At 46.1% G+C, this 12,414-nt stretch carries 11 protein-coding genes and 1 pseudogene; 9 read left to right on the top strand and 3 right to left on the bottom strand.

Annotated features, from left to right (window positions below; genetic code table 11):
* The first annotated feature begins 126 nt into the window (after positions 1-126).
* Both LO777_RS16885 and LO777_RS16890 read left to right on the top strand, forming a co-directional pair.
* Entirely contained in the window at positions 127-588 is a 462-nt protein-coding gene (locus LO777_RS16885) for a YqaA family protein (RefSeq protein WP_228855014.1), read from the top strand.
* Positions 589-677: 89 nt separating this feature from the next.
* Positions 678-1,391, top strand: a complete 714-nt coding sequence (locus tag LO777_RS16890; RefSeq protein WP_228855015.1) for a YkgJ family cysteine cluster protein — start codon at positions 678-680, stop codon at positions 1,389-1,391.
* A gap of 44 nt (positions 1,392-1,435) precedes the next feature.
* Here the strand turns inward: LO777_RS16890 and LO777_RS16895 are convergent, their stop codons facing one another.
* Positions 1,436-3,286 (bottom strand): GNAT family N-acetyltransferase, encoded by a 1,851-nt coding sequence (locus tag LO777_RS16895; RefSeq protein WP_228855016.1) that lies wholly within the window; start codon positions 3,284-3,286, stop codon positions 1,436-1,438.
* A gap of 224 nt (positions 3,287-3,510) precedes the next feature.
* Positions 3,511-4,556 (bottom strand): annotated as a pseudogene (msrB, locus tag LO777_RS16905) (peptide-methionine (R)-S-oxide reductase MsrB).
* 235 nt (positions 4,557-4,791) lie between these two features.
* Between msrB and LO777_RS16910 the strand changes: the two are divergent.
* The 7 genes from LO777_RS16910 to LO777_RS16940 all read left to right on the top strand — a co-directional run bounded on the left by LO777_RS16910 (position 4,792) and on the right by LO777_RS16940 (position 12,196).
* On the top strand, positions 4,792-6,450 hold the full coding sequence (locus LO777_RS16910) for a CTP synthase (RefSeq protein WP_228855017.1): 1,659 nt from the start codon (positions 4,792-4,794) through the stop codon (positions 6,448-6,450).
* Between the two features lie 3 nt (positions 6,451-6,453).
* Positions 6,454-7,290 (top strand): 3-deoxy-8-phosphooctulonate synthase, encoded by an 837-nt coding sequence (gene kdsA / locus LO777_RS16915; RefSeq protein WP_228855018.1) that lies wholly within the window; start codon positions 6,454-6,456, stop codon positions 7,288-7,290.
* Positions 7,291-7,292: 2 nt separating this feature from the next.
* Positions 7,293-7,928: a KdsC family phosphatase gene (locus tag LO777_RS16920; RefSeq protein ID WP_228855019.1), complete on the top strand. Its 636-nt coding sequence runs from the start codon at positions 7,293-7,295 to the stop codon at positions 7,926-7,928.
* Entirely contained in the window at positions 7,925-8,521 is a 597-nt protein-coding gene (lptC, locus tag LO777_RS16925) for an LPS export ABC transporter periplasmic protein LptC (RefSeq protein ID WP_228855020.1), read from the top strand. The genes LO777_RS16920 and lptC overlap by 4 nt, the downstream gene beginning before the upstream one ends.
* Before the next feature lie 125 nt (positions 8,522-8,646).
* On the top strand, positions 8,647-9,339 hold the full coding sequence (locus LO777_RS16930) for a glycosyltransferase family 2 protein (RefSeq protein WP_228855021.1): 693 nt from the start codon (positions 8,647-8,649) through the stop codon (positions 9,337-9,339).
* Between the two features lie 9 nt (positions 9,340-9,348).
* On the top strand, positions 9,349-10,785 hold the full coding sequence (locus tag LO777_RS16935; RefSeq protein WP_228855022.1) for a nucleotidyltransferase family protein: 1,437 nt from the start codon (positions 9,349-9,351) through the stop codon (positions 10,783-10,785).
* Positions 10,786-10,867: 82 nt separating this feature from the next.
* On the top strand, positions 10,868-12,196 hold the full coding sequence (locus LO777_RS16940) for a hypothetical protein (protein ID WP_228855023.1): 1,329 nt from the start codon (positions 10,868-10,870) through the stop codon (positions 12,194-12,196).
* Here the strand turns inward: LO777_RS16940 and LO777_RS21250 are convergent.
* Entirely contained in the window at positions 12,180-12,407 is a 228-nt protein-coding gene (locus tag LO777_RS21250; RefSeq protein WP_407929165.1) for a hypothetical protein, read from the bottom strand. The genes LO777_RS16940 and LO777_RS21250 overlap by 17 nt on opposite strands.
* Between the last annotated feature and the right edge of the window lie 7 nt (positions 12,408-12,414).

Below are 12,414 nucleotides of genomic sequence, written 5' to 3' on the forward strand. Positions count from 1 at the left end.
TAGCAGATATGAAGAGAAATTCCCACCTAAACCGGCATTCCCGTATTTCTAAAGAGGGTTATCCGGCAAGAAATGAACCCACAGGGTTGTTGACATGAAAAAGGGTATTGAGTATTCATCTCTTTTATGGATTTTTTACAATACATGGATCTTTCTCCAACCCTTCCCCTGCTTTTTACCCTCAGTTTTCTTGCGGCCACAGTTCTTCCCATCGGCTCGGAATGGCTGCTCATCCTTTTGCTTATGAAAGGGCATCCTCCGGTTTTCACGGTATTAACTGCAACTTTTGGCAACTACCTGGGCGGTTGTACAACTTTTTTGATTGGAATTTGGGGTTCCGATATGATAATCAAAAAAATCCTGCGGTTGCAGACATCAGATCTCAACAGAGCAAAACAACTGTATGGGAAATATGGTTCCTGGTCCCTTCTCCTCTCCTGGCTGCCCATTGTCGGTGACCCTCTCTGTCTGCTTGCCGGAATTTTAAAGACCGGTTTTTTTCGGTTTTCTATCCTTGTTTTTTCCGGTAAGTTTCTACGGTATGCAACTCTTGCATATCTGGTTACGTCCGGTTCTGCAAGACAATAGAATACCCGATTACACACAACACTCAATTTGACGCTTATCCCACTTGGCTGAATTTCATGGGTAAAGAATAAAAAAGCTTTCTCACCGCTATGAAAGAAAAGATATTGAAGACAGTCTACGAGATTTTTACAGTATGGAGCAAAGACTTTGATGTTGCCTGTCACCGTGGATGCTTTGTCTGCTGTACCCGAAATGTAACGATGACCGCGGTGGAGGGAGAACTGATTCTTCGATATATCCGCAAGAACAAAATGGAACATCAATTTGCTGAAAGACTGCAATCAGCCTCCCCCAAAAAACGCCCGAAGATGACAACCAACGATTTTGCCCGGGCCTGTCTTCAGGAAAAAATGTATGATTTCGAAGAACCTTCCCCGGAAGAAAAATGTCCTTTTCTGGAAGATAACCTCTGTATAATTTACCCGGTTCGACCTTTTGTCTGTCGAATGATGATATCCAGACACCAGTGTGCAAAAGGTCAGCCAGCGTCACTCTCGAACGATTACCTGGCAGCAGCAACCGCCGTCATGCAGATCATAGAACACCTGGGACAAAAGGAATACTGGGGCAATATGCTGGATGTCCTGCCGGCCCTTTGTGATATCAGTGAACATCACACCGTTGCATCCCACCTGGACAATGTTGTGATAATGGAAGCTCGAATGAGGACATTAACAGCAAAACCGCTTCCCGGGTTTCTTTTTACAGAGGAGGAGGAACAGACAGTTGCCCCTCTTCTGCAGACGATTTTCAATACGGAAATCATGGGCAGACGCATTGAAGACATCCTGAACGGCCGATAACTCCCTCAGTCTTTCCCTTACTACTCTTCATCCAGAACTTACGGTTACTGTGAAAATCTCATCCAGACTGCAGTTTCATCCTTTTTACGCTCCACCCGGATATTGGAAAAACAACTTCGGCAGAGTTGCAGCATCGCCTTGTTTTCTGGAAGCATGGAGGCATAAAACCCTTTGAAGCCATTAAATGAAGCAACTTTTTCCAGTTGTCTGAAGATATATTTTGCAATACCCATCTTCTGGAAATCTTCACGAACGACAAAGGCCACCTCTGCCCACTCTTCATCAACACGTGCGTAGGTTCCGATGGTGACAATCTCCTTATTCCCCAGGTTACGCACAACTCCGATGAGGGAAATATTCTGTCTATAATCGATATTAGCCCAGTGTTCCTGTGCCATTTTGCGGGAAAAGATACTGACGGAATGAAAGAAGCGTAAGAAAACTGTAGTCTCATCCAGGGAGTAAAAAAAATTCCGGTAGGCAATTTCATCGGACGGCAGAAGAGGACGCACAGACATGGTTTTGCCGTTTTTCAGGCGCAGTCTGCTTTTATATTCCTCAATAAAAATCAGGTCTTCCGCCAGGGGAGGCAACTGGTCGGCAAAAATATAGTGGTTGTCCTTGGCGGAATCAATCAGTGCCTCACGAAAATCCGGGTGAGCTATCTGACACAGTTCAATCACCCGCTGTTGGATACTTTTTCCTTTCAGCTGGGCAATACCGTATTCGGTAACCACGAAATTCACATCAGCGCGCAGAGTGGCAACACCCGCCCCCCTGCTGAGATTAGCAACGATTCTGGAAACACTCCCCTTTTTTGCCGTGGACGGCAGAGCGATTATGGAAAGACCACCCTTTGACAGGGTCGCACCCCGAATAAAATTGGTCTGGTCCCCTGTTCCGCTGAAAAAAAGCCTGCCAACGGAATCAGAACAAACCTGTCCGGTGAGGTCAACCTCCAGGGCCGAGCTGATGGAAATAAAATTATCATTTCTGCCGATAACCGACGGATTGTTCACCCAATTAGCCGTCCCAAAATAGAACTGGATATTATTGTCGATGTAATCATAGACACAACGGGTCCCCATACAGAATGTGGCAACGGCCCTGTCTGTCATGAAATTCTTGTTTTTATTTGTGATAACACCTTTTTTGATAAGGGGAATAAATACATCCGAAATCATCAACGTGTGGATACCCAGATCGTTTTTGTCTTCCATGTAACGGAGAAGAGTATACGGCATATGACCATAACCCACCTGCAGAGTTGAGCCGTCATCAACCAGTTCCCCGACATATTGCCCTATCCTTGAGGCAATTTTTTCATCAGTCACTTCCTGGGAAATGGTACGCAGTTCCTCTTCAAAAGGTACCAGATAATCGATATCGCTGATATGGAGAAAACCGTCACCGTGGGTTCGTGGCATACGAGGATTGACCTGGGCAATAACGGTTTTTGCCGACTTGACCGCTTCAAGGGTAACATCAACAGACACACCGAGGCTGGCAATACCAAACTCATCCGGAGGACTTATCTGGATGAGAACCGTATCAATCACAATTTCACGGTTTTTAAAAAATCGTGGTACCTGTGAGAGATAAGTGGGAATATAATCGACCTTGCCTTCAAAGGCGGCCTGCTGCATCTCCCGGGTGACAAAAAAAAGTTTGACGGAAAACCTTTGCAGAAAGTCTTCATCAGTAAAATAATCAGCCAGAGTGAAGGCAAGCATCTGAAATACCATGATGTCTTTCAGGTGCAGATCCTTGACCATGGTATGAATGAGATGGCGGGGCTCTCCGCAGCCAGAGCCGATAAAGATGCGACTTCCGTTTTTGATGGTGGCCACGGCCTCTTTTGCCGAAACAATTATATTCCCCGCCTTTCGTTCCATTTCCCTCCCCGGGGTACAATTACTTTATGACCCTGCCTGTGTCACAGGTCTTTTTGAAGACATTAGGGTGCCTTGAAAAATTAGAATTTTCGTTCGAGATCAGGTAAGCATAGACTCCGAGGAATAGGAAAATTAAAAAGCGCAGCATATTGAGCATATGTGAGCATTTTTCATTTTTCTGTGACGCAGAGATCGGACGAAAAGGTAATTTTTCAAGGTGACCATTAATGAAACAGAGGCAGAAACTCTCCATACCCCTGTTCCTCGAGCTTGTCGGCTGGAACAAACCTGAGTGATGCCGAGTTGATACAGTAACGCAGACCTGTAGGTTCGGGACCGTCATCAAATAGATGCCCCAGGTGCGAATCCCCATGGAAACTGCGCACTTCAGTCCTTTCCATGAAAAACTTCCTGTCCTTGACCTCAACAATATTTTCCTTAACCAGGGGTCTGGAAAAACTGGGCCACCCGGTTCCCGACTTGAACTTGTCCAGAGAACTGAAAAGGGCTCCCCGGACACAATATCAACATAGATACCTGCTTCCTTATTGTTCCAATAAGGATTTTGAAACGGAGGTTCTGTCGCATCGTTTTGAGTAACAGAATATTGCAGGTCAGTCAAAGTCGAACGTAATTTTTCTTTATCTGAAGATTTTGTTTTGATTTCCTTCTGTTTTTTCCATGTATTTTTTAAAAACCCGGACCTGCCCGAACCCGCTTTGTATAATGAGTAATGAAGAATATTTTTCCGATAATAATCCTGGTGATATTCCTCAGCGGAATAAAACTCCTTCATGGGAACAATTGCCGTGACAATCGGTCCGTTAAAAATATTCGCCTCATCTATTTCTTTTTTTGACTGAAGGGCAACCTGTCGTTCCTCTTCCGTTGAATAGAAAATCGCTGTTCGATATTGTGGACCCCGATCAGCAAACTGACCGCCATCATCCGTCGGGTCAACCTGTCTCCAGAAAGTATCAAGCAATTCTTTAAAGCTTATCTTCTCAGGGTCATACACAACACGAACCGACTCAACATGTCCTGTCATTCCGGATGAAACCTGCTCGTAGGTGGGATCCACTTCTTCTCCGCCACAGTATCCGGCCGTGACATCGACAACTCCATCAAGCTGTTCAAAAGGCGGCTCCATACACCAGAAACATCCACCACCAAAAACGGCTACCCTCTGTTCACTGACCTGCCCTTCCTGCCCGGCAAATGCCGCAATGGAAAAAAGAGCCAGCACAGAGACTATAGTCAGAAACTGCATATTTCCTCCCGAAATAAAAAAATAATGATTACCAACAACCTCTACAGAGAGGATATTCACTGTCTAATCATGAATCAACCAGAAACAGTGACGCTCCCTGCCTGTTCATTTTAACCATCGCGGGAAACAACACCACAGGAAGGTTAGATTGTAAATCTCCGCAGCTGCAGGTTTTTTATGAATGAAGAACAATTTTCTATTCCAAAAACGGGAGTCGGTTGCTATATTGCCAGCCATGGAAAATTCAAAAAACACCAAACGGACCAAGTTTATTTTCGTGACCGGCGGCGTCCTCTCATCCCTGGGAAAAGGACTAGCCTCTGCAGCAATTGGGGCTTTGCTTGAAAGCCGCGGGCTCACTGTTACTTTTCAAAAACTCGACCCCTATATCAATGTTGATCCAGGTACCATGAACCCTTTTCAACACGGGGAGGTCTATGTTACTGACGACGGGGCTGAGACAGATCTGGACATGGGGCATTACGAGCGCTACACCAATGCCGTCATGAATCAGAAAAACAATTACACTTCCGGACGGATCTACTATTCCGTCATCATGAAGGAACGCCGGGGAGAATATCTTGGCGGAACTGTCCAGGTCATCCCCCATATCACTGACGAAATTAAAGCTGCAGTTCTGCAGCTCGACGGCAGCGTTGATGTGGCAATTATCGAAATCGGCGGTACTGTCGGTGATATAGAGGGTCTGCCGTTTATCGAGGCCATCCGCCAGCTGCGCGGTGATCTGGGTAAAGAATACTCTCTGTATATTCACCTGACCCTGGTTCCCTACATTAAGACAGCAGGCGAAGTGAAGACCAAGCCGACCCAGCATTCTGTAAGGGAGCTGCGTGCAGACGGTATCCAACCCGATATCCTTGTGTGCAGAACAGAAGTTCCTCTGGAGGACAGTCTCAAGGCAAAAATAGCTCTTTTCTGTAATGTCGCCCCGGATGCCGTCATCACTGCTATTGATGTGGATACAATCTATGAACTGCCACTCTACCTTCACCGGGAAGGACTGGACAGCAAGATACTGGAACTGCTCAATATCTGGACAGGACAGCCCAACATCGAACCCTGGAAGGAACTTGTCCATAACATCAAGAATCCACAGACCGAGGTAACAATTGCCATTACCGGGAAATATGTGGACCTGACCGAATCCTATAAAAGTCTGCATGAAGCCCTGGTACACGGTGGCCTTGCCAATCACACCAAGGTCGACCTGAAATATATCAGCGCTGAAGACCTGGAATCAAAAAACGCAGCCAGTCTGCTGGAGGGTTGCAGCGGGATCCTGGTCCCGGGCGGTTTTGGAAAACGTGGTGTTGAAGGTAAGATCAAGGCCATCAATTTTGCCAGGGAAAACAAGATTCCCTTTTTCGGTATATGCCTCGGTATGCAGCTCGCCGTTGTTGAATTTGCCCGAAATGTTCTGAAACTGGCCAAGGCCAACTCCGTTGAAATGGATGCGACGACTCCTGACCCGGTCATTTTTCTGATCAAGGAATGGTTTGACTATCGAACTGACGAGTTGCAGGTGCGTGATGAAGAGTCAGATATGGGCGGAACACTCAGGCTGGGGGCTTATCCCTGTGTTTTGAAGAAAAAAACCAACAGTTTCATGGCCTACGGAACTGAAGAAATTTCGGAAAGGCATCGCCATCGTTATGAATTCAACAACGATTACCGTAGCGATCTTGAGAAAAACGGTCTTGTCATTTCAGGAACGTCACCGGACAATAACCTTGTGGAGATAGTTGAGATAGCCGATCACCCCTGGTTCCTCGGCTGCCAGTTCCACCCTGAATTCAAATCCAAACCCATGAAACCCCATCCGCTTTTCAGGGACTTTATCAGTGCCGCCCTTAAAAAAAAGCAGGAAGGATAAAAAATGCAGGAAATCAAAATTGAGATACCTGTTCCAACCGGTGACCCCATTGTGGTCGGTACAGGCCAACCCCTTCTTCTGATCGGTGGCCCATGTGCTCTTGAATCAGAGGAAATTGCCCGTACCGTTGCTGAAAAAATGCAGGAAATCTGCAATCGCCTTGGTATTTCATATATTTTCAAGGCTTCCTTTGACAAGGCAAACAGAACATCTCTTTCATCCTACCGGGGACCCGGTCTTGAAAAAGGGTTGATGATCCTTGCCTCAATACGGGAATCGATGCAACTTCCAGTCATTTCAGATGTGCACGATGCCAGCCAGGTTAAAGCTGCTGCTGAAGTACTTGATATCATCCAGATTCCGGCCTTTCTCTGTCGACAGACAGATCTTCTCACCGAAGCGGCCCGAACCGGCAAGGTTGTCAATGTCAAAAAGGGTCAGTTTGTATCCCCCTGGGATATGAAAAACGTGGTGGACAAATTACGTGGGGTCGGTGGCAGGAAAATCATGCTGGTTGAAAGGGGAGCCAGCTTTGGTTACAACAATCTTGTGGTTGACATGCGCTCCCTGCCGATAATGCGCTCCCTCGGCTGCCCGGTTGTCTTTGATGCAACCCATTCCGTTCAGCTTCCAGGTGGTGCCGGAGGCTCTTCAGGTGGACAGCGTGAATTCATTGAACCACTGGCCAGGGCAGCTACGGCAGCCGGGATTGATGGGTTGTTCATGGAGATTCATCCGGACCCCCGGAAAGCCCTGTGCGATGGTGCCAACTCCATAGCCCTGGACGATGTGGAAGAGGTTTTGAAAAGAATCATCAAAATTCGGACCGCTCTTGCCTGATCATGTCAGACTCATGCTCTTCACCAACCGGGCACCCTTCCGACTGCGAAATCATGGAAGGTTATCGCTCCATGGCCAGAAAACGAGGTACACCACAAACCGATCCTTATCGCATGCGTGCGCTTGCCAGAGCAAAGGAAATTAAACTGCTTCTTCTTGATGTGGATGGTGTTCTTACCGATGCCACCCTGCTCTATTCAGATGGGAGTGGAGAAAGCAAAAGTTTTCACACCAAGGACGGATTCGGCCTTCGACTTCTCAGGGAAGCAGGCATCAGTACCGGAATAATTACTGCCAGAAAATCAGAGGTTGTACAGAGAAGAGCTGTCGAACTGAAAATGGATTACATCCACCAGGGTGCAATTGACAAAAACAATGCCTTCAGAGAGATCAGGAAACAATCGGGGTTAAAACCGTTTGAAATTGCCTACATGGGCGATGACTGGCTGGACCTGGTCCTTTTGCTGCAGGTTGGACTTGCAGTAGCACCCGCCGATGCAGAGCCGGAGGTGCTTGAAGCTGTGCATTTCATCACAAAAAGAGATGGTGGCCATGGAGCAGTCAGAGACTGTTGCAACCTGCTCCTGGAATCCCGGGACTCCCTCTCGAAACTCCTGCAGAAATACAAAACCAGATGAAACTGCACCGCAATCAGGTCTGGCTTATCCCCCTTCTCCTTATCCTGACCTATCCTCTCTGGAGCATACCCATCGGTAAATTTCTGACCCCCCGTGGCGGGGTTCCTGCTCAAACAGTAATCAAAAAGACAAATCAGCATAATTTCAGGATGGAATCGGTTAAAATTCTGCAGAATCAGAATGGAAAAAAGACAGCCATGATCCGGGCGAAATCTGCCCGAACCGGGGATGATACAGATATTCTCATCCTTGAAACCGTTGATGCTGATATCTTTGACGAAGATGGCAATGTTACTCATATCGTCTCCAGAACGGGAAAATACAACGTTAAAACCAAGGCCCTGACCCTTTCCGGAGACGTGGTGGTTAATAAAATCCGCGATAATCAGTTTCTTTACACCGACCTTCTCCACTACAACAGCGATAAACGCACTGTCAACTGCCCTGGGAAAACAAAACTGATCGGAGAAAATGTCAGTATTGATGGTGGGAGTCTTGATTACGATATCAATTCAGCGCGATATGATATCGGTGGCCGCGTTTCTGTCGATCTTGAAGGATTTTCCGCCCCCGCCCCTGCTCCCCGTTCCTAACCTCTTCGAATTCCGATTAACCGTTCCAGGGTCCAAAGCCGCATTTCTCCAGAACTCACCTTGAATTTTATTGTAACAACTCGATATTTAGACTAAAGTTGGGATGATTCAATAAGGAGCCGGCCATGACAACAGCCTCACCGACTGAACCAGTAGACATTATTGTACCCGTACTGAACGAAGAAGAGATTTTACAGGAATTCCATACCAGAATTTGCAGACTGAATTTTCCGATAAACCTTATTTTTGTTGACAATGCATCAACAGATAAATCAGTCGAGATCATCAGCTCCTTTCCCGATGCCACCCTCATCAGGCACCAGAGCAACGAGGGATACGGAGCCTCCCTTATAGACGGCATTAAGGCATCAAATAATTCGAAAATTGTGATAATTGATGCGGACTGTGAATATCCTCCGGAAGCCATCCCGGCACTGGTTAAGGAACTCGACAACGCGGATGTGGTTTACACAAGTCGATTTCTTGACAACAGTAACACCTCTATGCCTTTTCTGAAAAGAAAAGGTAACCAGATCATTTCATCGCTTTTCAATCTTCTTTTCAAACAGAATGTTACTGATCTGTACACGGGATGCAAGGCGATAAACAGAAGTGCTCTCGAGGGAATTAAACTTGAGAGAAAAGGGTTTGAACATGTGCTGGAACTCGGCGTAAAACTGGCCCGCAACAATATCAAAATTACTGAAATTCCCGTTGTCTTCAGTCCACGGCATACCGGCCAGGCCAAAATGAAACATGTTTCTGAAACACTGAAATATCTCTACCTCACTCTTTCCTACTACCTGCGGGTTCGCTGAATGGAAAAAATGGTCGGTATAATACCTGCAGCCGGTAAAGGTGTCAGAGCGCGACCTTACACAACTCTTGTCCCCAAAGGAATGCTCCAGATCGCCGGGAAACCCAATCTTGAACGTATAATCAGCCTCATGCGGGATTCTCTTCAGATTGAAGATATTTATATTGTTGTCGGTTACCTTGGGGATATCATAAAAGAGTATTTCAAGGACGGCAGACAACTTGGAGTCAGGCTCCACTATATCGAAAACAGAGAACTTGACCGGGGACTTGCCTGGTCAATTCTTCTGGCCGGCCGAAAAGTCGACACCACCTGCTGTGTTATACTCTCAGATGAATGTTATATCGACTCAAACCATGACGAGATACTGAAAACACCCCTTTCACACCACATTGCCACATGTACGGTCATGGCAGTTGATGACCCGAAAATAATCCACAGGAATTATGCCGTACAGCTCAACGGTTCTAGGATTGTCAGACTTGTCGAAAAACCAGATAAGGTTGAAAACAACCTGCTGGGTTGTGGTACGTTTCTCCTCAATCCGCCGGTCTTTGACCTCCTGGAGAAAGCGTTCAGAAAATCCCCGGATAACTATGTTGAATTTGTCACCTTTCTCGATAAACTCTGCTCACAAAAACCGGGTGTTTCCTGTTTTCAGCTGAACGGAACCTATGTCAATATAAACGACAGAGATTCCCTCAATCTTGCACGATTCTACGAGAGAAACAAGTCGTTTTCAAAGAAAACAATCTCTCTGATTCTTTATTCCGAGGGAACAGAAGAAAACCTCCCCCTGGCCGTACAGCAATACGGGAAAATCAAAGCCATCACATCCATCCATGTTGTCCTTCCTCATGAAAATAAGATTGCCAATACCGTTAAGGGGATGGATGTCACATTTCTCACCTGTCCTCCAAGCATGACGCTCTACGGTGAAAAATTGAAATATGGTATGGACAGAGTGCCTGGGGATATTCTTATTTTAGCTGAGGCGGCCTATACTTTTCCGGCCCATGATATAGATAAACTCTTGTGCTACCTGAAAGAAGCAGACATGGTTGCCGGAACCAGAACAACACGGCAACTTATCACCCGGGGTTCAGATATGCAGGGAACCGTGAGACTGGCCAATATATTCCTGGCAAAGGTGCTTGAGCTGTTCTGGTGGAGTTACGAACCCCGGCTTACCGATGTCGGATGCACATTCAGAGCAGTATGGCGCTCGAGCTATGAAGAAATAAAGGACCAGCTGGCTGAACGAGGTCCCGCATTGTTAACTGAAATGGTTATTGAAATATTGCGAAACAGAAATAGAATTGTCGAAATACCGGTAAACTATTCCAACAAATATCAGGCAATGCATGGAAAATATCGCAACTACAGAACATTCTTTTCAATTTTCAAGGTAATGCTGAAAAAACGCCTGCAGATATCGAGTCACTGATAGTTGAACACGCTTCAGCGTGGCTTTAACCCGTATGCCTGAACTGATGAAAAATGTGGGTTAATACTTTCCCGGAAAAAAAATGACTACCTTTTTCAAAACATACTGGTCTTCCAGAAAACTGTACGCTCTCGGCTGGAAACAGTTTTTCAGCACCAACCGGACCCTGTTGCTCTTCTCTTTTTTCACCTTTCTTTCGGTATTGCTGTTGCGGTCATGGTTTCACTTTACCCATCCCGGTCTTTATGTGGAGGACACCAGTCACTATTTCAATTATTTTTATGGGGATATAAGAGGGTTTAAAAGTCTGTTGCACAATCCAAACGGATATTTAACCATTCTGACAAACACCATCGCACTACTGACAGCAAAACTTGATGTTCGCCTGCAGCCGACAGTCTACCTCTTGACCAGTACCACCATGACCATAGCCGCCGTCATGGCCCTTCCATGCTCAGGTCTTTTGAAAAACAGATATATTCTCTTCTGCAGCCCTTTTCTGCTTGGGCTATCCGGAATAAACCACCTGTTTTACTATACAACACTGACATACCTTATTTATGTGTCGGTTATTCTTCTCTTCAGCCTTCTTTTCTGGGAAACAGGAGACAGCAACCTCGGAACAGGCCTGCTCTTTATCTTCCTTTCGCTCCTCATCTGGTCCGGCCCCTTCTCGGTTCTTACTGTACCTTTTTCCCTGATGTTTATCCTTTTTTTCAAAGGAAAAACACGGTTTTTGCTTGGCCTGATGGTCGTTGCCATATTCTACCTTCTCTGTGTAACCGACAAGACCATTATGCTGAGCAATATCTTCCATGGAGCCATCAGGAGGATATGGTTCAATACCCTCATCCTCAACGTCTTTCTAATGGAGGCAAGGCATGTTGTTACCCCGAAAATCGAAATCTTCTTTACTCTGTTTTTCACAGGAATACTGTTTTTTTTCAGAAAGGATTCTTTTTACCTGAAAATTGCACTGCTGCTTTTCATCTTGATCAACGGCTCTCTTGCGCTCCTGTTCTTAAGCAAAAAATACCTGCTCTACCAGACACTTCTTCCCTGTTACCTTTTTATTCCTCAATTTTTCTGGCTCTTTTTCCTGCTTTTTACCGCCGACAGATTCCTCGTTAACCACAGGAAACTCGTACACATGGGCATTCCCATTGCCTGCTGTTTTTTCGCTTTCATTCTCTACGACAACCTCCACCATCCGGAAAAATGGGAAATCTCCCGAATGCCGGCACTTCCCCGTTTCCTTGAAGTGGTTCACAACAATGAAATGCACCACTGGGAAAAAGAAAACAAACTCAAAATCATAACCACTCCAGGCCGGGGCTCATTCAGACCTACTGCCAAAGTAGGAAAACGGGGAGATGATACAACCGAGGTCGAATTCATTCATGTAGAGTAAGTTTCTGTATCTCAAAATAGCTCTCGCACACACGCCATCGTATATTGACGTCCCAGAGCCACATACCAAATTCATTTCTGCTTTTTTTCTGAAAAGGTGGCCTCGGATCCAGTCCCACCAGTTCCACAATGAGTTGTCGCAGTGGTCTCCCTGTCTCCTGTTCATAACGGGCACAGAATATCTCAGCCTCACGGGTAAAACGCACAGCCATCGTTGAA

It is taken from the genome of Desulfomarina profundi (genome assembly GCF_019703855.1).
Classification (GTDB): domain Bacteria; phylum Desulfobacterota; class Desulfobulbia; order Desulfobulbales; family Desulfocapsaceae; genus Desulfomarina; species Desulfomarina profundi.

Excerpts from the sequence above, each read along its gene's own strand:
- LO777_RS16885 (WP_228855014.1), top strand. The coding sequence starts at position 127 with ATGGATTTTTTACAATACATGGATCTTTCTCCAACCCTTCCCCTGCTT.
- LO777_RS16890 (WP_228855015.1), top strand. The coding sequence starts at position 678 with ATGAAAGAAAAGATATTGAAGACAGTCTACGAGATTTTTACAGTATGG.
- LO777_RS16895 (WP_228855016.1), bottom strand. The coding sequence starts at position 3,286 with ATGGAACGAAAGGCGGGGAATATAATTGTTTCGGCAAAAGAGGCCGTG.
- LO777_RS16910 (WP_228855017.1), top strand. The coding sequence starts at position 4,792 with ATGGAAAATTCAAAAAACACCAAACGGACCAAGTTTATTTTCGTGACC.
- kdsA (WP_228855018.1), top strand. The coding sequence starts at position 6,454 with ATGCAGGAAATCAAAATTGAGATACCTGTTCCAACCGGTGACCCCATT.
- LO777_RS16920 (WP_228855019.1), top strand. The coding sequence starts at position 7,293 with ATGTCAGACTCATGCTCTTCACCAACCGGGCACCCTTCCGACTGCGAA.
- lptC (WP_228855020.1), top strand. The coding sequence starts at position 7,925 with ATGAAACTGCACCGCAATCAGGTCTGGCTTATCCCCCTTCTCCTTATC.
- LO777_RS16930 (WP_228855021.1), top strand. The coding sequence starts at position 8,647 with ATGACAACAGCCTCACCGACTGAACCAGTAGACATTATTGTACCCGTA.
- LO777_RS16935 (WP_228855022.1), top strand. The coding sequence starts at position 9,349 with ATGGTCGGTATAATACCTGCAGCCGGTAAAGGTGTCAGAGCGCGACCT.
- LO777_RS16940 (WP_228855023.1), top strand. The coding sequence starts at position 10,868 with ATGACTACCTTTTTCAAAACATACTGGTCTTCCAGAAAACTGTACGCT.
- LO777_RS21250 (WP_407929165.1), bottom strand. The coding sequence starts at position 12,407 with ATGGCTGTGCGTTTTACCCGTGAGGCTGAGATATTCTGTGCCCGTTAT.